The sequence below is a fragment of the Planomonospora algeriensis genome, from assembly GCF_977012225.1.
Map to the genome: position 1 here is coordinate 13849 of NZ_CDRNDK010000016.1, position 21537 is coordinate 35385.

General features: G+C 72.8%; 21 protein-coding genes. 13 read left to right on the forward strand and 8 right to left on the reverse strand.

The features are described from left to right. The first annotated feature begins 119 nt into the window (after positions 1-119). The 11 genes from glmU (at position 120) to ACWJ6R_RS03465 (ending at position 11742) form a co-directional block, all read left to right on the forward strand. The gene (glmU, locus tag ACWJ6R_RS03415; RefSeq protein ID WP_449060778.1) at positions 120-1574 is read left to right on the forward strand and encodes a bifunctional UDP-N-acetylglucosamine diphosphorylase/glucosamine-1-phosphate N-acetyltransferase GlmU; all 1455 of its coding nucleotides are present in this window, start codon (positions 120-122) and stop codon (positions 1572-1574) included. Next, positions 1571-2548, forward strand: coding sequence for a ribose-phosphate diphosphokinase (locus ACWJ6R_RS03420; protein ID WP_449060779.1), 978 nt, complete (start codon positions 1571-1573; stop codon positions 2546-2548). The genes glmU and ACWJ6R_RS03420 overlap by 4 nt, the downstream gene beginning before the upstream one ends. 204 nt (positions 2549-2752) lie before the next feature. Next, positions 2753-3382 (forward strand): 50S ribosomal protein L25/general stress protein Ctc, encoded by a 630-nt coding sequence (locus tag ACWJ6R_RS03425; RefSeq protein WP_449060780.1) that lies wholly within the window; start codon positions 2753-2755, stop codon positions 3380-3382. Positions 3383-3435: 53 nt separating this feature from the next. Continuing rightward, positions 3436-4050 (forward strand): aminoacyl-tRNA hydrolase, encoded by a 615-nt coding sequence (gene pth / locus ACWJ6R_RS03430; RefSeq protein WP_449060781.1) that lies wholly within the window; start codon positions 3436-3438, stop codon positions 4048-4050. A 116-nt stretch (positions 4051-4166) separates the two neighbouring features. Next, complete coding sequence (locus tag ACWJ6R_RS03435; RefSeq protein WP_449060782.1) at positions 4167-5612, forward strand: sugar transferase; 1446 nt, start codon at positions 4167-4169, stop codon at positions 5610-5612. Beyond that, positions 5612-6427 carry a 3'(2'),5'-bisphosphate nucleotidase CysQ gene (locus ACWJ6R_RS03440; RefSeq protein ID WP_449060783.1) on the forward strand — a complete coding sequence of 272 codons (816 nt, stop codon included), beginning with the start codon at positions 5612-5614 and terminating at the stop codon, positions 6425-6427. Before ACWJ6R_RS03435 ends, ACWJ6R_RS03440 begins: the two co-directional genes overlap by 1 nt. Positions 6428-6460: 33 nt before the next feature. Then, complete coding sequence (gene cysD, locus ACWJ6R_RS03445; protein ID WP_449060784.1) at positions 6461-7375, forward strand: sulfate adenylyltransferase subunit CysD; 915 nt, start codon at positions 6461-6463, stop codon at positions 7373-7375. 61 nt (positions 7376-7436) lie between these two features. Further along, positions 7437-8699 (forward strand): sulfate adenylyltransferase subunit CysN, encoded by a 1263-nt coding sequence (gene cysN / locus ACWJ6R_RS03450; RefSeq protein ID WP_449060785.1) that lies wholly within the window; start codon positions 7437-7439, stop codon positions 8697-8699. Positions 8700-8810: 111 nt separating this feature from the next. Continuing rightward, on the forward strand, positions 8811-9773 hold the full coding sequence (locus tag ACWJ6R_RS03455; protein ID WP_449060786.1) for a sulfotransferase: 963 nt from the start codon (positions 8811-8813) through the stop codon (positions 9771-9773). Continuing rightward, positions 9770-10714, forward strand: coding sequence for a glycosyltransferase family 2 protein (locus tag ACWJ6R_RS03460; RefSeq protein ID WP_449060787.1), 945 nt, complete (start codon positions 9770-9772; stop codon positions 10712-10714). The genes ACWJ6R_RS03455 and ACWJ6R_RS03460 overlap by 4 nt, the downstream gene beginning before the upstream one ends. A gap of 128 nt (positions 10715-10842) precedes the next feature. Then, positions 10843-11742 (forward strand): WecB/TagA/CpsF family glycosyltransferase, encoded by a 900-nt coding sequence (locus tag ACWJ6R_RS03465; RefSeq protein ID WP_449060788.1) that lies wholly within the window; start codon positions 10843-10845, stop codon positions 11740-11742. A gap of 104 nt (positions 11743-11846) precedes the next feature. Here the strand turns inward: ACWJ6R_RS03465 and ACWJ6R_RS03470 are convergent, their stop codons facing one another. Both ACWJ6R_RS03470 and ACWJ6R_RS03475 read right to left on the reverse strand, forming a co-directional pair. Further along, complete coding sequence (locus ACWJ6R_RS03470) at positions 11847-12764, reverse strand: sulfotransferase (RefSeq protein ID WP_449060789.1); 918 nt, start codon at positions 12762-12764, stop codon at positions 11847-11849. Then, on the reverse strand, positions 12761-13606 hold the full coding sequence (locus tag ACWJ6R_RS03475; RefSeq protein ID WP_449060790.1) for a lipopolysaccharide biosynthesis protein: 846 nt from the start codon (positions 13604-13606) through the stop codon (positions 12761-12763). The genes ACWJ6R_RS03470 and ACWJ6R_RS03475 overlap by 4 nt, the downstream gene beginning before the upstream one ends. Positions 13607-13677: 71 nt before the next feature. Between ACWJ6R_RS03475 and ACWJ6R_RS03480 the strand changes: the two genes are divergently transcribed. After that, positions 13678-14058, forward strand: a complete 381-nt coding sequence (locus ACWJ6R_RS03480) for a hypothetical protein (protein ID WP_449060791.1) — start codon at positions 13678-13680, stop codon at positions 14056-14058. A gap of 223 nt (positions 14059-14281) precedes the next feature. On the opposite strand, the gene ACWJ6R_RS03485 is transcribed toward ACWJ6R_RS03480, so the two are convergent. The 4 genes from ACWJ6R_RS03485 to ACWJ6R_RS03500 are packed head-to-tail and all read right to left on the reverse strand — an operon-like array spanning position 14282 to position 18511. Further along, complete coding sequence (locus ACWJ6R_RS03485; RefSeq protein ID WP_449060792.1) at positions 14282-15178, reverse strand: sulfotransferase family protein; 897 nt, start codon at positions 15176-15178, stop codon at positions 14282-14284. Beyond that, the gene (locus ACWJ6R_RS03490; RefSeq protein WP_449060793.1) at positions 15136-16035 is read right to left on the reverse strand and encodes a hypothetical protein; all 900 of its coding nucleotides are present in this window, start codon (positions 16033-16035) and stop codon (positions 15136-15138) included. Before ACWJ6R_RS03490 ends, ACWJ6R_RS03485 begins: the two co-directional genes overlap by 43 nt. Continuing rightward, positions 16032-17327, reverse strand: a complete 1296-nt coding sequence (locus ACWJ6R_RS03495) for a hypothetical protein (protein ID WP_449060794.1) — start codon at positions 17325-17327, stop codon at positions 16032-16034. The genes ACWJ6R_RS03490 and ACWJ6R_RS03495 overlap by 4 nt, the downstream gene beginning before the upstream one ends. After that, a complete protein-coding gene (locus tag ACWJ6R_RS03500) occupies positions 17324-18511 on the reverse strand; it encodes a YveK family protein (RefSeq protein WP_449060795.1) in 1188 nt (395 codons plus the stop codon). The genes ACWJ6R_RS03495 and ACWJ6R_RS03500 overlap by 4 nt, the downstream gene beginning before the upstream one ends. 328 nt (positions 18512-18839) lie before the next feature. Here ACWJ6R_RS03500 and ACWJ6R_RS03505 point away from each other — a divergent pair, with 328 nt between their 5' ends. Beyond that, positions 18840-19913, forward strand: coding sequence for a glycoside hydrolase family 26 protein (locus ACWJ6R_RS03505; protein ID WP_449060796.1), 1074 nt, complete (start codon positions 18840-18842; stop codon positions 19911-19913). Here ACWJ6R_RS03505 and ACWJ6R_RS03510 read toward each other — a convergent pair. Both ACWJ6R_RS03510 and cysC read right to left on the reverse strand, forming a co-directional pair. Beyond that, positions 19797-20750, reverse strand: a complete 954-nt coding sequence (locus tag ACWJ6R_RS03510; protein WP_449060797.1) for a sulfite exporter TauE/SafE family protein — start codon at positions 20748-20750, stop codon at positions 19797-19799. The two genes, ACWJ6R_RS03505 and ACWJ6R_RS03510, sit on opposite strands and share 117 nt — an antisense overlap. 85 nt (positions 20751-20835) lie before the next feature. Then, the coding region (gene cysC, locus ACWJ6R_RS03515) for an adenylyl-sulfate kinase (protein WP_449060798.1) at positions 20836-21537 on the reverse strand (702 nt) is incomplete at its 5' end.

Here is a 21537-nt window from a genome sequence, read left to right on the forward strand (position 1 = left end):
ATTCCCGGGGGGAAGGTATCCTCACGTTGTCGAGCGGGTGACGGTGCGGTGCCCTGGGGGTAGCCGTCGGTCACCCCGTTTCGTCATGTCTCAGCCGCGATGCCGAGGGAGCCTCGCCCGTGAGTGTGCCGCGCCCGGCCGCCGTCATCGTCCTCGCCGCAGGCGAGGGCACCCGGATGAAGTCGAGAACACCGAAGATCCTTCATGAGCTGTGCGGTCGCACGCTGGTCGACCACATGCTCACCGCCGCCCGAGGGCTGGAGCCCGAGCGGCTGATCGTCGTCATCGGCCACGAGCGGGAGCGGGTCCGGGCGCATCTGGAGGTGAGCAGCCCCGACGCGCTGGCCGTGGTCCAGGAGGAGCAGAAGGGGACCGGCCACGCGGTGCGGACGGTCCTGGAGGCCGTCGGCACGGTCGCCGGCACGGTCCTGGTGACCTACGGGGACACGCCGCTGCTGCGCACCGGCACCCTGGCGGGGCTGCTGGAGCGGCACGCCGAGGACGGCAACGCCGTCACCGTGCTCACCGCGGAGGTCCCCGACCCGTACGGGTACGGGCGGATCGTCCGCGACTCCTCGGGGGCGGTCCTGGCGATCGTCGAGGAGAAGGACGCGAGCCCGGAGCAGCGGGCGATCAGGGAGATGAACTCCGGCGTCTACGCGTTCGACGGCCTGCTGCTGGCCGACGCGGTCAAGCGGGTCTCGGCCTCCAACGCCCAGGGCGAGGAGTACCTCACCGACGTGCTGTCCATCCTGCGCGAGGACGGGCACCGGGTCGGCGCGCACGTCGCGGCGGACTACGTCGAGGTGGAGGGCGTCAACGACCGGGTGCAGCTGGCCTTCGCGCGCCGGGTGCTCAACGCCCGGCTGCTGGAGGGGCACATGCGGGCGGGTGTGACGGTGGTCGACCCGGCCAGCACGTGGGTGGACGTGGACGTCGTGCTGGGGCAGGACGTGGTGGTCCATCCGGGCACCCAGCTGCAGGGCCGTACGGTGGTCGGGGAGGGGGCCGAGATCGGCCCGGCCTCGACGCTGACCGACACGGTCGTCGGCGAGGGGGCGGTGGTCCGCAACGCGGTCTGCGCGGAGGCGGAGGTGGGGCCGGAGGCGACGGTCGGGCCGTACGCCTACCTGCGGCCGGGCACCGTGCTGGCCCGCAAGGCCAAGGCGGGGACGTACGTCGAGCTGAAGAACGCCCGGGTGGGTGAGGGCTCGAAGGTGCCGCACCTGTCCTATGTGGGCGACGCCACGATCGGCGTCGGCGCGAACATCGGCGCGTCCTCGGTCTTCGTCAACTACGACGGAGTGAACAAGCACCACACGACGGTGGGCGACCACGCCTTCGTCGGGTGCGACACCATGCTCGTCGCGCCGGTGAACATCGGCGACGGCGCCTACACCGCCGCGGGTTCGGTCATCGACTCCGACGTCCCCGCCGGGGCGATCGGGGTGGCCCGCGGTCGGCAGCGCAATATTGAAGGGTGGACGGTGCGCAAGCGCCCGGGCACCAGATCGGCGCAGGCGGCGCAGCGGGCCGCCGAGGCCGGAGATCAGCAGGGGAGCACCTCCGAATGAGCAGCATCAAGCAGACCGGCGAGAAGAAACTGATGTTCTTCTCCGGGCGCGGATATCCGGAGCTGGCGGAGGAGGTGGCCAGCCACCTGGGGATCGGCACGAGCCCGACCACGCTGCGGGATTTCGCCAACGGTGAGATCTACGCGCGTTACCAGGAGTCGGTCCGGGGCAGCGACGCGTTCGTCATCCAGAGCCACACCGGGCCGATCAACCAGTGGATCATGGAGCAGCTGATCATGGTGGACGCGCTCAAGCGCGCCTCCGCCAAGCGGATCACCGTGATCATGCCCTTCTTCGGCTACGCCCGGCAGGACAAGAAGGGCCGGGGCCGCGAGCCGATCACGGCCCGGCTGATGGCCGACCTGTTCAAGACCGCCGGCGCCGACCGGCTGATGTCGATCGACCTGCACACCTCGCAGATCCAGGGTTTCTTCGACGGCCCGGTGGACCACCTGTTCGCGATGCCGGTGCTGGTCAACTACCTCAAGGACAAGCTGGACCTGGTCAACACCACGGTCGTGTCGCCGGACACCGGCCGGGTGCGGCTCTCGGAGCGCTGGGCGGACACGCTGGGCACTCCGCTGGCCTTCATCCACAAGCGCCGGGATCTGGACGTGGCCAACCAGGTGAAGGTGAACGAGGTGGTCGGCCGGGTGCGGGGCCGTACCTGTGTGCTGATCGACGACATGATCGACACGGCGGGCACGATCTGCAAGGCGGCGGACGCGCTGTACGAGCAGGGTGCGACCGACGTGGTGGTGGCGGCGACGCACGCGGTCTTCTCGGACCCGGCGGTGGACCGGTTGAAGAACTCGCGCATCTCCGAGGTCATCGTCACGAACACGCTCCCGCTGGAGGAGGACAAGCGGTTCGACAACCTGACGGTCCTGTCGATCGCGCCGCTGATCGCGCGGGCGATCACCGAGGTGTTCAGCGACGGTTCGGTGACGAGCATGTTCGAGGGCGACAGCTAGGCGCGTCGGCGCAGCTCCCGTCCGCGCAGGTCCCGTCCGTCCGGTGTTCGGTGTCCGGTGTCCGTCCGTCTCCGCGCGGGGAGGCGGACGGAGCCCGGCGGGGAGCCGATAGGCTGTGCAGGTTGCGCGCGTTCGTAACGCCTTCCGCTAGGGCGGGTGAGGGGGAGCGCGCTTTCACCGTCGAGGATCCCTAGGAGATCTGCCGTGTCTGAAGTAGTCATCGCCGCCGAGTCGCGTACCGGTTTCGGCAAGGGTGCCGCCCGCAAGATCCGCCGCGAGCACAAGGTGCCCGTCGTCCTCTACGGGCACGGCACGGACCCCCGGCACCTGTCCCTGCCGGGTCACGAGCTGCTGCTGGCCCTGCGCACGCCGAACGTGCTGATCCGTCTCGAGGGCGCGGTCGACGAGCTGGCGATCCCGAAGGGCGTGCAGCGCGACCCGATCAAGGGCTTCCTGGAGCACGTCGACCTGCTGCTGGTCAAGCGCGGCGAGAAGGTCACCGTCGACATCCCGGTCAACGTGGTCGGCGAGGTCTCCGAGGGCATGATGGACCAGCAGATGGTCTCGGTCTCGGTCGAGACCGAGGCGACCCACATCCCCGAGGGCGTCGAGGTCGACGTCGCGGGCCTGGCGGTCGGCACCCAGATCACCGCCGCCGACCTGAAGCTGCCCAAGGGCACGACGCTGGCCGCCGACCCGGAGGCGCTGGTCCTGATCATCGCCGGTGAGCAGGCAGCCGAGCCGGTCGAGGGCGAGGCCGCGGAGGCCGCCGAGGGCGAGACCGCCGAGGCCGCGGAGGCCGCGGAGGCCGCCGAGGGCGAGTCCGCCGAGTAGTTCTCTCTGCCACACCTGTCAGGGCGGTCCGGCAACGGGCTGCCCTGACGCGCATGAAAGGGGTGCCTGCCGTGGACCGCTGGCTGGTGGTCGGCCTGGGCAATCCGGGGCCGGAGTACGCCGGGAACCGGCACAACGCGGGGTTCATGGTGCTGGACGAGCTGGCCGCGCGGGCCGGGGGGCGGTTCAAGGCGCACCGGTCGAGGGCCGAGGTGCTGGAGGGCCGGTTGGCCGGAGCCCCGGCGGTCCTGGCCAAGCCGTTGTCGTTCATGAACCTGTCGGGTGGCCCGGTGAAGGCGCTGGCGGACTTCTACAAGGTCGATCCGGCGCGGGTGGTCGTCGTGCACGACGAGCTGGACGTGCCGTACGGCGCGCTCCGGGCGAAGCTGGGCGGGGGCGACAACGGCCACAACGGGCTGAAGTCGATCACGAAGTCGCTGGCGACGCGGGACTACCTGCGGGTGAGGTTCGGCATCGGCCGTCCGCCGGGCCGGATGGACACGGCGGCGTACGTCCTGCGGGATTTCGCGACCGCGGAGCGCAAGGATCTGGCGTTCCTGGTGGACCGGGCGGCGGACGTGGTGGAGTCGCTGGTCCGGGTGGGGCTGGAGGCGACGCAGAACGCCTTCCACGCCGTTGATCTGAAGCCGTCGGGCCCGCCGCGGTAGCCGGGGCCGCGGGGCGGCTCGCGGGGGCGCGGGTTCCGGCGTTCGCCCTCCGCGCCTTCTCCTCGTCGATACCATTCCATTACTGTCAGTAGACGAATGGTTACGCGGAGGGGTGCGTGCGCGAGGTAACGGCTCTCCAGGTGGTGTCGGGGTCCGTGCCGGCGGCGCGCTGGCGGGAGCCGGGCTGGGTGCGCGGCCATCGGGCGCGGGCGGTCGTCGCCGACTTCGGGTGCTCCTCCCTGTCCGGTGCGCTGGCGTTCTTCGTGCGGTTCGGTGAGGTCACGCCGTACGTCGTCCCCTATGTGGTGCTGAGTGCGGCGCTGCCCGTGGTGTGGGTGTGCGTGATCGCGTTGAACCGGGCCTACGAGGCGCGGCTGATCGGTCTGGGGCCGGAGGAGTTCCAGCGGGTCCTGCAGTGCGGTTTCATGGTCACCGCGGCGCTCGCGGTCGGCGCGTACGTGACGAAGACCGACGTGGCGCGCGGGTACGTGGTGCTGGCGGTTCCGCTGGCCACGGCCCTGACGCTGCTGGCGCGCTACCGCCTGCGCCGGTCCCTGCACCGCAGGCGGGCGCGGGGCGGGTGCATGCGGCGGGTGGTGGCGGTGGGCCACCGGGCGGCGGCGGCGGATCTGGTCGACCGGCTGCGCCGGGAGCGCTACCACGGCATGGAGGTCGTGGGGGTGTGCGTGCCGCGCGGCGGCGGTCCCGAGGTGGCGGGTGTGCCGGTGCTGGGCGGCCTGTCGGACGTGCCGCTGGTGGTGGGGCAGGCGGAGGCGGACACGGTGGCGGTGCTGGCCTGCCCGGAGATGGACGGTACGGCGCTGCGCCGGCTGGCCTGGCGGCTGGAGAAGACGCACACGGACCTGGTGGTGGCTCCGGCGCTGATGGAGGTGGCGGGGCCGCGGACCACGATCCGCCCGGTGGCGGGCCTGCCGCTGCTGCACGTGGACCATCCCGAGCTCGCGGGGCTGCGCCAGGTGGTCAAGACGCTCTTCGACCGGGTGGGGGCGGGGGCGCTGCTGGTGCTGCTGGCGCCGCTGCTGCTGGTGCTGGCGCTGGCCGTACGGGCGTCGGGACCGGGGCCGGTGCTGTTCCGGCAGACGCGGGTGGGCCGGGACGGCGCGGAGTTCATGATCTACAAGTTCCGGACGATGGTGACCGACGCGGAGCAGCGGAAGATCACCCTGACGAGCGATGACGGGGGGGTGCTGTTCAAGATCCGGAACGATCCGCGGGTGACCCCGGTCGGCGCCTGGCTGCGCCGCCACTCCATGGACGAGCTGCCGCAGTTGATCAACGTGGTGCTCGGCCACATGTCGCTGGTGGGCCCCCGGCCGCCGCTGCCGGAGGAGGTGGCCCGGTACGGTGACGACGTCCGGCGCCGGCTGCTGGTCCGGCCGGGGATGACGGGGCTGTGGCAGGTGAGCGGGAGGTCGGACCTGAGCTGGGAGGAATCGGTCCGGCTGGACCTGCGTTACGTGGAGAACTGGTCCCTCATGCTGGACCTGCAGATCCTGTGGAAGACTTGGTCGGCTGTCGCGCGAGGGGCTGGAGCGTACTGATGACGATTCGCGACGATCATGTCCTGGCCGGGGATCTGGCGGCCGAGGCCGGAGAGAGACTGCTGGCGCTGCGGGAGAAGGAGGGCTTCGGCGATCCGTCCGCGCTGCGGGCGAGGGGCGACGCCGAGTCGCACCGGTTCCTGATGGAGGCCCTGGCACGGCTGCGCCCGAGCGACAGCGTGCTGTCGGAGGAGGCGACCCAGCAGGAGCGCCTCGACTCCCGCCGGCTGTCGGCGGAGCGGGTGTGGATCGTCGACCCGCTGGACGGCACCCGCGAGTTCGCGGAGGAGGGCCGGGCGGACTGGGCGGTCCACGTGGCGCTGTGGGAGCGGGGCGCGCTGACCGCCGGGGCGGTGGCGCTGCCCGCGCAGGGCAGGACGCTCTCCACGGCGGAGCCGCCGGCGCTGCCCGGCCCGCTCCCCGGCTCGGAGGCGGCGGCTCCCGGTCCGGAGCCGGTCGCACGGCCGGGCGGCGGCCGGGTGCGGATCGCGGTGAGCCGGACGCGTCCGCCGGAGTTCGTGCAGAAGCTCGCCTACCTGGTCGGCGCGGACCTGGTGCCGATCGGTTCGGCCGGGGCGAAGATCTCCGCGGTGCTGACCGGCGAGGTGGAGGCGTACGTGCACGCCGGCGGTCAGTACGAGTGGGATTCGGCGGCTCCGGTCGCGGTGGCGCTGGCCTCCGGGGCCCACGCGAGCCGGATCGACGGCTCCGAGCTGACCTACAACCAGGACGACCCCTCACTACCGGATATTCTGGTATCCCTACCAGGACTGGCGCCAACGCTGCTCGCCGGAATCCGGGATCTGCACCGATAGGGGCACACCCCCAATCCCCGATGGGAGAGTCAGATGCTTCAGCGCGACTACACCACGTCGCAGCTCGATGTCCTCGAGGCGGAGGCCATCCACATCATGCGTGAGGTGGCGGCGGAGTTCGAGCGACCGTGTCTGCTCTTCTCCGGGGGCAAGGACTCCATCGTGATGCTCCGCATCGCGGAGAAGGCGTTCTGGCCCGCGCCGATCCCGTTCCCGCTGATGCACGTGGACACCGGCCACAACTTCTCCGAGGTCATCGAGTTCCGCGACCGGCGGGCGGCGGAGCTGGGCGCGCGCCTGGTCGTGGCGTCCGTCCAGGACTCCATCGACGCCGGGCGCGTGGTGGAGGAGACCGGCCGCCGGGCCTCCCGCAACCGGCTGCAGACCACCACGCTGCTGGACGCGATCGAGGACAACGAGTTCGACGCGGTGTTCGGCGGCGCCCGCCGCGACGAGGAGAAGGCCCGCGCGAAGGAGCGGGTGTTCTCCTTCCGCGACGACTTCGGCCAGTGGGACCCGAAGAACCAGCGGCCCGAGCTGTGGAACCTCTACAACGCCAAGATCCGCAAGGGCGAGCACATCCGGGTCTTCCCGCTCTCCAACTGGACCGAGCTGGACATCTGGGACTACATCCGGCGTGAGGGCATCGAGATCCCGTCGATCTACTACGCGCACACCCGCAAGGTGTTCGAGCGCGACGGCATGCTGCTGGCCGATAGCGAGTTCGTCACCCGCGACGAGGACGAGCCGCTGGTGGAGATGACGGTCCGCTACCGCACGGTCGGTGACATCACCTGCACCGGCGCCGTGCAGTCCGCCGCGGCGACCGTCGAGGAGATCATCGAGGAGATCGCCGCGACCCGGATCACCGAGCGGGGCGCCACCCGCGCCGACGACCGCGCGTCGGAGGCCTCGATGGAGGACCGCAAGCGGATGGGCTACTTCTAATGCCGCACCTCCCCTCACCGTCCCCCAGCGCACGCCGTACGACCTCTGGAGAGCAGAACTGATGGACATCCTTCGCTTCGCCACGGCGGGAAGTGTCGACGACGGGAAGTCGACCCTGATCGGGCGGCTGCTCTTCGACTCCAAGGCGATCTTCGAGGACCAGCTCGAGGCGGTCGAGCGCACCTCCCGCGACCGGGGCACCGAGTACACCGACCTGTCGCTGCTCACCGACGGCCTGCGGGCCGAGCGGGAGCAGGGCATCACGATCGACGTGGCCTACCGCTACTTCGCCACCCCCAAGCGCAAGTTCATCATCGCCGACACCCCCGGGCACATCCAGTACACCCGGAACATGGTCACCGGCGCCTCCACGGCGGACCTGGCGGTCGTGCTGATCGACGCGCGCAAGGGCGTGCTGGAGCAGTCGCGCCGGCACGCGTTCCTGACGACGCTGCTGCGCGTCCCCCACCTGGTGCTGGCCGTCAACAAGATGGACCTGGTCGACTACTCGCGCGAGCGGTTCGAGGAGATCCGCGAGGAGTTCACCGCGTTCGCCTCGAAGCTGAACGCGCCGGACCTGACGTTCATCCCGATCTCGGCGCTGCACGGCGACAACGTGGTCTCCCGGTCGGAGAACATGCCGTGGTACAACGGCTCGTCGCTCCTGCACCACCTGGAGAACGTGCACATCGCCTCCGACCGGAACCTGGTCGACGTGCGTTTCCCCGTGCAGTACGTCATCCGCCCGCAGAAGGCGACCGATCCCGCCTTCCATGACTACCGCGGTTATGCGGGGCAGGTGGCGAGCGGCGTGCTCAAGCCCGGTGACGAGGTCGTGCACCTGCCGTCCGGGCTGACCACGCGCATCGCGTCCATCGACACGTTCGACGGGCCGGTGGAGGAGGCGTTCGCGCCGATGTCGGTCACCCTGAGGCTGGAGGACGACATCGACATCTCGCGCGGCGACATGATCTGCCGTCCGAACAACCAGCCGCACGTCGCGCAGGAGGTGGAGGCGATGGTCTGCTGGATGACCGACGCGTCCAAGCTGGCCCCGCGCACGAAGCTGACGATCAAGCACACCACCAGGACGGCCCGCGCGCTGGTGCGGGACCTGCACTACCGGCTCGACGTCAACACCCTGCACCGCGACGAGTCGGTGACCGCGCTCGGCCTGAACGAGATCGGCCGCGTCTCGCTGCGCGTGACCCAGCCGCTGTTCGTGGACGACTACGCGCGCAACCGGCTCACCGGCGGTTTCATCCTCGTGGACGAGGCCACCAACAACACCGTCGCGGCCGGCATGGTCGTCGACGCGCGGTAGTCGGCCGATCACCGGCCGCAGGTAGATCCTTTGACTGTTCACTGACTGCGAGGTTACTCTCCGCGATATTGTCGGCACGTTCCGTATCCATAACGGTGAGGATTCGTGCCTGTGTCTGTTCGTCCGCCGCCCACCCGGGTGGTCTTCCTGGGTGGGCTTGGCCGTAGCGGAACCACGCTGCTGGAGCGCCTGCTCGGCGAGCTTCCCGGTTGCGTCGCGCTCGGCGAGGTGGTCCACCTCTGGGCACGGGGTGTGCTGGCGGACGAGGCCTGCGGCTGCGGCGAGCCGTTCGGTGCGTGCCCGTTCTGGCTGAAGGTCGGTGACCGCGCGTTCGGCGGCTGGTCCGCGGAGCGGGCCGAGCGGGTGCTCGAGCTGAGGCGCCGGGTGGACCGTACCCGGCGGATCCCGGGCCTGGCACGGCTGCTCGCCGAGGAGCGGGCGGGCGCCGGGGCGTGGCGGTCGCCGACGGTGACCGAGGAACTGGTCGAGTACGCCACCGCCTACCGCAGGCTCTACGAGGCGGCGGCCGAGGTCGCGGACAGCCCGGTCGTCGTCGACTCCAGCAAGCACGCCTCCCTGGCGTTCTGCCTGGCGGCGGCCGGCGTCGACGTGCACGTGGTGCACGTCGTGCGCGATCCCCGCGCGGTCGCGCACTCCTGGCGGCGCAGGGTCGCGCGCCCGGAGGACGGCGCCCCCATGACCATCTGGTCGCCCGCCCGGACCTCGCTGCACTGGCTGACCCAGAACCTCGGCCTCGAACTGCTGGCCCGTGAGGGGGTGCCCGTCACCCGGATCCGCTACGAGGACCTGCTGGGCTCTCCCGCCCGGACGCTGCGGCGCCTGGCCGCCGGGCTCGGCGTCCGGCCGAGCCTGGGCTTCCTCGGCGAGGGCGAGGCCGAGCTGTCGGTGGCGCACACCGCCTCGGGCAACCCCATGCGGTTCACGGTCGGCAGGGTCGGCCTGAGGAGGGACGACGGCTGGCGCACCGGCGCCCCGTCCCGGCAGCGGAGCCTGGTCACCGCACTGACCTGGCCTCTCATGCTCAAGTACGACTATCCCTGGAGGCTCTCGTGAGGCCATCGGTGGGCGTGGTCATCCCCACGCGTGGAGATCGGCCCGACCAGCTGCGCGCGGCCACGTGCGCCGCGCTCGCGCAGGACTACCCGGGCCCCGTCGAGATCGTCGTCGTCGTCGACGGCGGCGACCCGTCGAGGGTGGCCGGGCAGGTGGCCGACCTCCTCGCGAGCCGGGCCCTGGCGGTCCGGGGGGAGGAGCCGCCGCCGGAGCGGGTCGTGCGGGTGCTGGCCAACCGGCTCACCCCCGGCCTGCCGGGCGCGCGCAACACCGGCATCGCCGCGCTCGGCACCGACCTGGTGGCCTTCTGCGACGACGACGACCGGTGGCTGGCGGGCAAGGTCGCCGCGCAGGTCGCGGCGGTGGAGGCGGAGCCGGGGGCGGAGTTCGCCAGCTGCGCCATCGAGGTGGAGTACGGCTCCCGCCGGGTCCCGCGCCTGGCCGGCACCCGCCGGGTGACCCGTGAGCAGCTCGTCCGCTCGCGCATGGTGATGGTCCACTCCTCGACGTTCCTGTTCCGGCGCGGAGCCTTCTGGGTGGACGAGAGCGCCCCCGGCGGCCAGAACGAGGACTGGGACCTGGCCCTGCGCGCGGCCGGCCGCCGTCCGATCGTGCATGTCGACCGCCCGCTGGTGCGGGTGCGCTGGGGCGGCTCCATGTACGCGACCCGCTGGGCCGATCGCATCGCCGGGCTGGAGTGGATGCTCGCCCGGCACCCGGATCTGGCCGTAGACCCGCGCGGCGCGGCGCGGATCTACGGCCAACTCGCCTTCCACCACGCGGCGCTGGGCCGCCGGAGGGAGGCGGGCCGCTGGGCCTGGCGGGCCTTCACCGCCAGACACGGTGAACCCCGCGCACCGATCGCCCTGGCCGTGGCCCTCGGTCTGGTGCCCGCGCGGGCGGTCCTCAGCCGCCTGCACCACCACGGACACGGCATCTGATGCGGGCCGGAGCAGGCCACGCGCCGGTGGTCACGGACGGGTGTCTCGCGATGGCGACGGGACCGAAGGACCCGGCGGGCCCGATCGGACCGATCGGACCGATCGGACCGGGGAGGACGGCGAAGTCGGTGAAGTCGGTGAAATCGGCGCTTCCCGCGGACCCGGCGCAGGCGGGGAAACCGGTGAAGCCGGTGAAGACGGCGGTCTCCGCGGGCGCGGCGGTCCCACGGCAGCGGCCGCGGCCGGACAAGGCCACCCGCAGGCGGCTCCGCCGCCGTGTCCGGGTGGCGGGCGTCGCGATCGACCCGATGACCGAGACCGAAGTGGTCGACCACGTGGTGGCCGCGTTGAAGCGGGGCGAGGGCGGTCACATCGTCACCCCGAACGTGGACATCAGCCGGGCCGTCGCGCGCGACGCGGTGCTGCGCCGACTGGTCGAGGGCGCCGATCTCGCGGTGGCCGACGGCATGCCGCTGGTGTGGGCGGCGAGGCTGCTCGGCACCCCCGTCCCCGGCCGGATCACCGGCGCGGACCTGATCTGGTCCCTGTCGGAGGCGGCGGCCTTCTACCGCTACCCGATCTACCTGCTGGGCGGTCCGCCGGGCGTGGCGGAGCAGGCGGCGGTCAGGCTGGTGGACCGCTATCCGGGGCTGCTCGTCTCCGGGGTGGACGCGCCGCCGTACGGGTTCGAGGACACCCCCGACGGTTACGAGCGGATCCGGGAGGCGATCGTGGCCGCCGGGCCGCGGGTGGTCTTCGTCGGGCTGGGCTTCCCCAAGCAGGACCGGCTGATCGCGGCGCTCCGCGAGGAGTTGCCGGGAACCTGGTTCATCGGCTGCGGGGCGGCCATCGCCTTCGCCGCCGGGGCCGTGCGCCGGGCGCCGGAGTGGATGCAGCGCACTGGGCTGGAGTGGCTCTTCCGGCTGCTCAGCGAGCCGAGCCGGTTGGCCCGCCGTTATCTCGTCGACGATCTGCCGTTCGCGCTGAGGCTGCTCACCGTCTGCCTGTTCAAGAGGTTGTTCTCCTGAGATCCGGGCCCGCTCGGCGTCCGCCGGGGCGGCCGTCCGGCTCTCCTGTGATCCAGGCGTTCCCCGTCTCCCCGCGCCGCGGCGGAGGGGCGGGGAGCGCCTTCTCAGAGAGCGCCTTCCCGACCGCGGGCCAGTTCCCTGACCCGCCGGGCCTCCTCCTCGCTGAGACGGCCCCCCGCCTCTGCCAGGGCCCGGCGGGAGTCCATCGGCCGGTAGGCCGTGCGGGACAGGCCGTGCCAGGCGAAGCCGCGGTCGGTGGAGCCCGGAGCCGTGCAGGCGCGGCGGATGCGCCCCTCGGCGCGCGCGGACCAGGTCAGGCCGGCCCAGTCGTACAGGCGGCGGAAGCCCTCCATCGGGGCGGCGGCCAGGTCCTCGTAGCGGACCAGGAGGATCTCCGGGTGCCGGGCGGCCAGGTCGGCGGCGACGGCCGCGGCCGTCCGCCAGAGGGCGACGTTCTTGAGGAGCCGGTCCTGGCAGCCGACCAGCGGGCGCAGCTCCTCCACCCGGGGGTGGTCCCGGACCAGCAGCGGCTGCTCCAGCAGCTCGTGGAAGTACACCGTCCAGCCGAGCCGCCGCCAGCTCCCGGCGAACGCCACCGGATCGCGGACCAGGATGATCACCCGGCAGCCCAGCCGGTGGGCGAACCAGCCCGCGGAGAACAGCGCGAACGGGTCGTCGAGCAGCGCCCGGCGGCCGGTCAGCCGTCCGAAGGTGAACGCGGTGCCGTACCGGACCATGCGGGCCAGGTCGTACGGCGCGCGGTTGCGGCGCAGCTCGGGCAGGAACCGGTAACGCAGGGAGACGGTGTCGGCGAAGGCCCGCAGCCACGGCTCCTCGTCGTCGGCGCAGATGTACTGGAAGCGGTGGGTGACGTCGGCGTCGAGCACGCCGGGGGAGCGGCCCGGCCGGGGCAGCGGGTTGAGCGGCTCGTTGACGTAGACCAGTTCGCCGCCCGCCGCGAGCATCCTGCCCGTCCAGCTCGTCCCGCTCCGGGGCAGCCCGGTCACCAGTACGGGGGTCATCGGCGGCCTCCAGAGGCCGGGGCACCGGGGACGGGGGCGTCCGGGTACGCGGTCGCCGGGGCGGAGGCGTCCCCGTCCCCGTCTCCGTCTCCGGGAGTGTCCGGGTGCGCGGTCGCCGGGGCGGGCGCGCCCGGCCGGGTCCCGCGTAGTCCGCACGCGGTCAGGGTGCCGCGGCCGAAGGGGCGCAGGCCGTGGCGGCGGTGGAGCCGCCACAGCGGCAGCGCGTTCTTCACGAGGACTCCTCCGGCCCAGCCGAGGGCCGCGCCGTACGCGCCGTGGGAGGGGACCAGCAGCGCGTCGAGCAGCACGGTCACCGCGACGGCGCAGGTCAGGTTCGCGAGTCCGGCGCGGGCGTGTCCGGCGGCGGTCAGCACCACGTCGGCCATGCCGCAGGCGGTGGCGACCATCATCGTCGCGGACAGCACGAGTGCCACCGGGACACCGGAGGCATAACCCCCGCCGTCTCCGCCCCCGTCGCCGAACAGGCCGAGCAGCCAGGGGGCGAGCGCGGCGTAGCCGAGCCAGAGGGGCCAGGTCAGCAGGACCAGCCAGAGGGTCGTGCCCTGATAGAGCATGCGGGCCCCGGGCAGGTCTCCCACGGCCAGCGCGCGGACCAGACGGGGCTGTACGGCCCGGGCCAGGCCCTGGCCGGCGAGCTGGCCCACCACCTTGAACCGGGTGGCGGCGGTGTAGACGGCGGCCTCGGCCGGTCCGGCGAGCACCGCCACGATGACGACGTCGAGCCGCTGGAACACCGCCTGCAGCGCCGCAGCCGCGGACCGGGGCCAGGTGTGCCGCCACAGGTCCCGGGCGTCGTCCAGCGCCCGCGGCGTCCGCGACACCGGGGGCGCCTCCGGGTCCCCCGCCGATTGCGCGCCCCCCCGTCGCCTGCGAGGCTTCCGGTGCCCGCGGTGTGCGTAGCGGCAGCCGGCGGCGCAGCCAGAGGGCGGCCAGGAGCAGCGCCGGCACGGAGGGCAGGGCCCAGGCCACCGCGAGCAGGGCGGGTTCGGCGGGCCGGACCGCCAGCGCCAGGCAGACGAGGGCCAGCTGGCCCACCGGCCGGACGATCCCGTCCAGCAGCACGGTGGGGCGCATGGAGCCGAACGCGCGGGTGCCCGCCACCAGCACGTCGGCGCAGACGACGACGGGCAGCGCCGCGGCCAGCACCCGGACGGCGCCGGTCGGTCCCACCGCCCCGGCGGAGGCGGCGGCGACGGCGTCGGCGCAGGCGAGGACGGCGACCGCGACGGCCGCCGAGAGAGTGAGGACCGGGACGAGCGCCGCCCGGAGGTAGCCCCGGGCCCGGTCGAGGCCGGCAGGTCCGGAACGGGCGACGACGTGGACCAGCCCGTTGCCGGCGTCCATCCGCAGGATTCCGGCGGCCGTCAGGCAGAGCGCCGTGGCCGCGAAGAACGATCCCGCCGCCTCCTGCCCGACCCCCCGGCCGACCGCCAGGATCAGCAGGAACTGCGCGACGGAGCCGATCGCGGCCCCGGCCAGCCCGGCCGCCCCCTGCCTCAGGACCGCCACGACGGTTCCGCGCCGAGCCAGGAGGCCAGCAGGGCGTCGGATCCCTCGAACCGGGCGACCAGCTCGCGGCGGAGGGAAGGAGGCATCGGAGCCGGCCGGGGACGGGCGTTGTGCCGGTCGAAGGCCGGGTCACCGGCGTGTGGCAGGCCGAGGAACCGCAGCACCCGGTCGTAGACGGGTTCCGGCCGGGCGAAGAACTCCCCGCTGTCCAGCACGAGGATCCGATCCCGGCCGATCAGCGGCTCCACCCGGGCGAGCTGCTCGGCGTAGCGGCCCCGGGCCAGGTAGGCGTGGTGGCGGTGGGCGTGGTGCGTCGAGTACGGCGAGGCGATGAGGGACTCCTCCGCCCCGGCCAGCCGCTCCTCCTCCAGCTCCACGGCCCTGGCGAAGGAGGGCTCGGTCTCGAAGCCCCGGGCCAGCTCGTGGGCGTGCGCGGAGAAGGCGCGCTCGACCGGGTCGCGGACCAGCACGATCAGCTTCACGCCGGGCAGGTCCGCGGCGATCCGGGAGGCGGCCAGCGGGTGGAACAGGTAGTAGGGCGCCGACTCGAAGGCCTGGGGGCGGTGGCCGTACCGGCGGGACAGGCGCAAGGTCGCCCCCCGCAGCGGGAAGTGCGCCCGGTACCAGGACAGACCGCGGTCGTAGGCCACGTCGAAGTAGTGCACGCCCTTGTGCAGGACGGGTTTGAGCACGAGCGGGTGGCGGGCCAGCGCCCGGTAGAGCGAGGTCGTGCCGGAGCGCTGCGCCCCGACGATCAGGAAGGACGGCAGGACCCGGTTGCCGGAGGTGAGACGCCCCGTGGTCCGGGAGACGGCGTGCACGGAGCGTTTCAGCGCGGGCTTCACGCCAGGACCTCCTGGGAGTCGACGACGGGGTTGAGCCATCCGGCGGGCGGGCCGAGCGGCTCGTGGCCGTCGGCGGTGTGCCGGTGGGCCAGCGCGGTCAGGTAGTGGACCGCGGTCAGCCGGGCCTCGCCCGCCGACAGGCCGAACGGGGCCAGCAGGGGCAGCGCCTGCGCGAGGCACGCGCGGGCGGCGGTCGGCGGGTCCATCCGGCGCAGCGCCCGCTGCAGGAAGTGGTGGAGCGCGTCGAAGCCGAGCGGCACGCCGGTGCCGAACCGCTCCCAGTCCCACACCAGCAGCCGGTCGTCCGGGCCGCGCGCGATGTTCCACGGGGAGAAGTCGCCGTGCCAGGCGAAGCGCTCCTCGCCGATCCCGCTGATCTCCCGGATCGCCTCGGTGCGCAGGGCCGCTCCGGCCGTGCCGCGCCGTACGGGCAGGGGGGAGAGCGCGAGGACCGACAGGCCGCGCCAGGAGCCGTGGTGGAGCACGGTCGGCGGGACGACGGTCTTCAGCGGCGTGTCGGCGAGCATGGCGAGCGTCCGCGCCTCGTGCGCGACGAGCTCGCGGGTGCGGTCGGTGTCGCCGATCTTGACGAAGGCGACCGGGCCGTCCGGGCCCCGGGCCTCCAGGACCGGCTTGCGGTTGGCCCGCCGGGCGGGGCGCACATGGAGGGTCACCCGGATAGGGGTGTCCAGCACCTCGCTCAGGTGGGTCTCGATGCTGTCCTCCCCCGCGGGGACCATGACCTTGCCGCAGGGGTGCCACCACGCCCGCGGGGTGAGCCTGCGGGGGAGGAGGGGATGCGGGAGCAGGGTGTACGGCCGCTCCCGGCCGGGGCCGGGGAACAGCAGGCCGATCGTCCGGTCGAGGTAGCGCAGCCGGACCCGGGCGTCGTTCATGCGGCGGCCCCCCGTGCCATGGTGTTCCTCCAGAGCAGTGCGAAAGAGATCAGGTAGAGGATGAGCGGTGTGACCAGCCCGTCGTAGACGAACATGTAGAGCAGGGTGAGGATCATCACCAGGACGCCGGCCATGCCGATCGGCGAGCGGTCGGGCCAGTGGCGGCGGACGGCTCCGGCGAAGAACGCGACGTAGAGCGCGGCGCCGACGAAGCCCTGGGTGATCATCAGGTGCCAGAGCTGGCCGTCGCTGCCCAGGGGCGGGTGGCCGCAGGTGTCGCACCAGTCGCTCTTGCCGGTGGTGATCGTCCGGTAGTTGCCCCGGGCGCTGCGGTTGTTGCCGTAGCCGATGAAGGGCGAGGTGCCCGCCGCGGCGATGGTGGACGACACGGTGAAGGCGCGGATGTCGTTGCTGTGCGGGTTGTCCAGACGCTGGGCGACCAGCGGCTGGAGCGGGCTGAGCGCGAAGGCCAGCGCCCCGGCCGCGACGGCCGTGCAGATCACCAGGCGGCGCCGTGCGCTCGTCCGCAGGACCAGGTAGGCGGCGGCGACGCCCAGGCCGATCCAGAGGCCGCGGTTGAGCGAGTAGACGACCGGGATCGAGGCGAGGGCGAGCAGCACGAGCGCGGCCAGGCGTCGGCGCGGCCCGCCGTACACCCACCAGCCGACCACGAACCAGACGAGCAGGACCGAGAGGTTGCCGCCCCAGGCGTTGGCCCACTCGAAGGGCGCCTCGGGGCGCGGCGAGGCGTGGCCGAGGACCTTCTGCATCTGGGCGGCGGTGGGATGGATCAGGTTCTGCACGAAGGAGTTGCCGCTGATCCACCCGGGCAGGAGCCGTTCCACGGGCGAGGTGAAGTGCACGTGCGGCGCGAACACGCCCAGCAGGCCGCCCGCGACGGTCGTGACGAACAGCGCGCCCAGCATGCGCACCAGGGTGAGCTGCGGCAGTTCGTGCTCGGTGAGGTTTCCCAGGTAGAGGACCATGATCGTCATGGAGACGTAGAGGGCCAGGCGCATCAGGTAGCCGATCACCCGCCCCGCGCCGAACTCGCCGTAGGTGTCCGGAGGCATCTCGCCGAGCATGAGCGCGCTGACCAGGTAGCCGGCGAGCAGCAGCAACCAGATCCCGAACCCCTTCGGCACCCGGATCGGCCGTCGCCGCCACAGGACGACCGCCATCGGCGGAGCGAGCACGATCACCGCCAGCCCGCCGAAGCCCAGCATCCACCAGACGGGGTATCCGACGAGGAGCGCGGCGATGGGCCAGCTCGCCGGGTGCGGGCCTCTCACGGGGGGAACACCCGCCTGCCGGCGGGCGGGGTCGCGCGCAGGGCGGCGCGCACCTCGGAGAGGGCGATCTCGGCCGTGGCGTCGGCTTCGGGGAGGGGGGCGCGGGGGTTCCCGCCGCGGGAGGGGATCAGCGTGCCCCCGGTGGGCTCGACGAGGCGCACGGCCCGCGGCCTGTCGGGGGCCGCCTCCGTGGTGACGACCGCGCCGGCCACCGGGACGAGGCTCTCGCCCAGCTGCCGTACGGCCCACGCCACGTCCTGGGACGACGTCCCGGGCAGGGGCACCAGCAGTACGGCGCCGCCCGCGCCCGCCAGGTCGGCGACCTCCCGGCCGGTGACGAGGTCGATGCCGGTCAGCCGGACGAGGTCGCGGGGCTCGCGGATCCGGGTGTCCAGGCGGTCGCGGACCCAGGCGAGCCCGACTCCGGCGAGCAGTCCGATCATGAATCCGCTGCCGAGGTACAGAGGAGGGCTCGGCGCGCTGGGGCGGTCCGGGGCGACCGCCTCGCTGATCACCGAACCGGGGGTGATCGCGACGGTCTTGAGCGCGTCGTACTTGACGGTGAGGTTGTAGACCTGGCGGCTGAGGACGCTCCGCCGCTGCAGGGCGATGGTGTGGTCGGCCGTGCCCCGGTCCAGCCCGGGCAGTTCGGCGACCACCTTGGTGAGGCTCTCGTTGACCTGCCGGAGCTTGGCCAGGAGCGTCTTGAGCTGGACGCCCAGGGCCTCGTCGGCGGCCTCGCGCCGGTGCGCCAGGTAGGCCTGGGCGTACGCGCCGGCCCCCGCGGCGGCGCTGTTGGGGTCGGCGGCGGTGTAGGAGATCTCCAGGACCGAGGTGTTGGGCGGCACGGCGACGTCGACGGGGCCGGGGGTGCTCTTGAGCACGGCCTGGGCCTTCTTGGCGACCACGGCCGACTGGGCGATCTGGGCCTCGGTGTCGAGGTTGAGGGCCTCCCGCTGCCGGTTGGTCACCTGGTTGGTCTGCTCCTGGACGCCGGTCGGGGTCACCAGGACGTAGGTGGAGGCGGTGTAGGCGGGCGGGGTGGCCCACAGCAGGGCGCCGCCGCCGCCGGTCCCGGCGAGGAGGCAGAGCAGGAGGATCGGCCAGCGGCGGCGGAGCAGGGACGCGTAATCCGCCAGGTCTCCGCCGGAGCGGCGGACGGGGGGGTCCGGCGACAGGCTCATGCGTTCTTCGGTCCCTCTCGGGGCTGGGCCTCGCGGGGGGAGGCTGACGCTGGGAACCCTAGGACTATAGGCCGGAATGCTATTTTCCCGACCGCATACCCAAGATTTTCTTGGCGCCGAGAAGGCCAATCACGCCGAGATAACGGACGTTCATCCGATATTTCCCCGCCGCACCGCCGGGTAGGCGGCATGGTCCGGCAAAGTATGCGACGCGGCACGTCCGGAGGATGGGAGGGTGTGACCCGCGGAAGGTAAAGAAATGCGCGAACGGATCATCTGCGAGGAACCGTTGTATCGGACAAATGCCGATTTAAGGCAGACTCTGAAGATGTCCCTGATCGCCGGCGCGGGGATGGCTCTCGTCGCCGGACTGGGCGCGTGCGGCCAGGCGGCGGGCGTCGCCTCGGAGGCACCGCGGCCGAGTGCGTCCCGCGGCGGGCTGCTGGGCCTCGACGCGGCGTCGGCGGCGGGCTGCGAGGCCAGCGTGAAGCTCATCCCCTCGTGCGGGGCCTGGTGGGGCGTGGCTCCGGAGGTCTTCACCGGCAGGCCGCCCGACCGGGCGCTGGCCCGGGCCGAGAAGCGCATGGACCGCAGGGCCGCCATCGTGCACGTCTACCACCGGGAGGGCGAGCTCTTCCCCACCCCGCAGGAGCTGGCGATCGCCCGCGACCCCGCCGGGCGCAGGCTGCTGCTGGTCAACTGGAAGCCGTCGTTCGGCCGCACCTGGGCGGAGATCGCGGACGGGGCGCTGGACAGGCGGATCGACCGGCTGGCCGCGCACATCCGCGCGACCTTCCCCGAGCGGTTCTTCCTGACCGTGCACCACGAGCCGGAGAACGACGTGCGCGACGACCCGGCCTCCGGGATGACCGCCCGCGACTACGCGGCGATGTACCGGCACGTGGTGACGCGCCTGCGGGCCGGCGGCGTGCGCAACGCGATCACCGTCATGACCTACATGGGCGCGCCCAACTGGGCGGCCGAGCCCTGGTTCGAGCAGCTCTACCCCGGCGACGACGTGGTCGACTGGGTCGCCATGGACCCCTACGCCGACGCCCGGGTCCAGACCTTCGACGGACTGATCAACAAGACCCGCAAGGAGTACCCCGACTGGCCGGGGTTCTACCGCTGGATGCAGTGGCGCTTCCCGGGCAAGCCCGTCATGGTCGCCGAGTGGGGCGTGTTCGAGCGCCGGGAGCAGCCGTGGTTCAAGTCGGCGTTCTTCGCCTCGGTCCGCCAGGAGCTGCGGCGCTACCCGCAGATCAAGGCGCTGGTCTACTTCGACTCACCGAGCGCCCCGCGAGGGGACACCCGGTTCGACACCACTCCCGCCGGCCGCCGCGCCTTCCGGGAGCTCGCCCGCGACCCCTACCTGAGCGCCACCGCGGTTCCGCAGAAGTGACCAGCCGATCGCTCCGGCGGCCGTCGCGCCGGCCAGGATCCAGAGCGTGGCCGCGTTGCCCACGCCGAGGAGCTTGAGCGCCGAGGCGAGCAGCACCACCGCCAGCAGGGCGCGGATGACGCCGCCGGGGGCCCGGGAGGAGATCCGCGCGCCGAGGTAGACGCCGGGGATCGAGCCGACGAGCAGCGAGGCGGTGAGGTCGAGCTGGAAGTCGCCGAAGAACAGGTGGCCGAGGGCGGCCGAGGCGACCAGCGGGACCGCCTGGACCAGGTCGGTGCCGACGAGCTGGTTGGCGCGCAGCGCCGGGTAGAGCGCGAGCAGCGCCACGATGATCAGCGATCCGGAGCCCACGGAGGAGATGCCGACCACGACGCCTCCGACCATACCGACCAGTAAGGTCGGGATCGGGCGCACGGCGATCTCGCCGAGGTCCGCCGAGGCCGGGCCCTCGTGCCGGGCCAGCCAGGCCTTGGCCACCAGGCCCGCGACGGCCAGCAGCAGCGCGACGCCCAGGGCGTACTTCACCGTCTGCTGGACCTGCTCCCCGTCGCCGAAGGCGCGCGCGATGAGCACCCCGCTGAAGGCGGCCGGCACCGATCCCGCGCACAGCCAGCCGACCAGCCGCAGGTTCACGGTGCCGCGGCGCATGTGCACGACCCCGCCCACCGGCTTCATCACGGCCGAGGCCACCAGGTCGCTGGAGACCGCCGCGAGCGGCGGCACGTTGAAGAACAGCATCATCATCGGCGTCATCAGCGCGCCGCCGCCCATGCCGGTCAGGCCGACGACGATCGCGACGAAGAACGATCCGATGACCAGGGGGAGGTCGATGCCCATCAGGCGTTCACCGCTTCCTCGTCCGCCTCGCGGGCGGTCAGTGTCCGAGCGGGGGTCCGAGCGGGGGTCCGAGCGGGGGTCCGGCTCATCGCACCCATCCCCCTCGCAGGAGCGGGTCCAGCACGGCCTGCACGGCCTGCTCGACCGCGATGCCGGTGGTGTCGACGACCAGGTCGGCGTCGTCGGGCTCCTCGTAGGGGGCGGAGATCCCGGTGAACTCGGGGATCAGCCCCGCGCGGGCCTTGGCGTACAGGCCCTTGCGGTCGCGGCGCTCGCACTCGGCCAGCGGGGTGGCGACGTGGACGAGCAGGAAGTCGGCGCCCACGGCCTCGACCATCGCGCGGACCTCGTCCCGCGTCGCGGCGTACGGCGCGATGGGCGCGCAGATGGCCAGCCCGCCGTGCCGGGCCGCCTCGGCGGCGACGAAGCCGATCCGCCGGATGTTGAGGTCGCGGTCCTCGCGGGAGAAGCCGAGCCCGGCCGAGAGCAGGTGGCGGACCACGTCGCCGTCGAGGTAGGTCACCGTACGGCTGCCGCGCTCGGCGAGCGCGTCCCGCAGGCCCCGGGCGACGGTCGACTTGCCCGAGCCGGACAGGCCGGTGAAGAAGACCACCAGCCCGCGCCGGTGCGGCGGCCCGGGGAGCGTGACCGGCTCCGGACCGGCCAGGTGCTCGGCGGCGCCGTAGGCCTCGGCGACGCGCTCGCGCAGTTCCAGGTCGACGGCGTGGTCCTCGCGCGGCGCCAGCGGCACCACGGCGACCGAGACGCCCTTGGCCCCCGCGCCCTC

Excerpts from the sequence above, each read along its gene's own strand:
- ACWJ6R_RS03505 (WP_449060796.1), top strand. The coding sequence starts at position 18,840 with ATGTCCCTGATCGCCGGCGCGGGGATGGCTCTCGTCGCCGGACTGGGC.
- cysN (WP_449060785.1), top strand. The coding sequence starts at position 7,437 with ATGGACATCCTTCGCTTCGCCACGGCGGGAAGTGTCGACGACGGGAAG.
- ACWJ6R_RS03485 (WP_449060792.1), bottom strand. The coding sequence starts at position 15,178 with ATGGCTCAACCCCGTCGTCGACTCCCAGGAGGTCCTGGCGTGAAGCCC.
- ACWJ6R_RS03440 (WP_449060783.1), top strand. The coding sequence starts at position 5,612 with ATGACGATTCGCGACGATCATGTCCTGGCCGGGGATCTGGCGGCCGAG.
- ACWJ6R_RS03420 (WP_449060779.1), top strand. The coding sequence starts at position 1,571 with ATGAGCAGCATCAAGCAGACCGGCGAGAAGAAACTGATGTTCTTCTCC.
- ACWJ6R_RS03470 (WP_449060789.1), bottom strand. The coding sequence starts at position 12,764 with ATGACCCCCGTACTGGTGACCGGGCTGCCCCGGAGCGGGACGAGCTGG.
- ACWJ6R_RS03490 (WP_449060793.1), bottom strand. The coding sequence starts at position 16,035 with ATGAACGACGCCCGGGTCCGGCTGCGCTACCTCGACCGGACGATCGGC.
- ACWJ6R_RS03500 (WP_449060795.1), bottom strand. The coding sequence starts at position 18,511 with ATGAGCCTGTCGCCGGACCCCCCCGTCCGCCGCTCCGGCGGAGACCTG.
- ACWJ6R_RS03510 (WP_449060797.1), bottom strand. The coding sequence starts at position 20,750 with ATGGGCATCGACCTCCCCCTGGTCATCGGATCGTTCTTCGTCGCGATC.
- pth (WP_449060781.1), top strand. The coding sequence starts at position 3,436 with ATGAAAGGGGTGCCTGCCGTGGACCGCTGGCTGGTGGTCGGCCTGGGC.
- cysD (WP_449060784.1), top strand. The coding sequence starts at position 6,461 with ATGCTTCAGCGCGACTACACCACGTCGCAGCTCGATGTCCTCGAGGCG.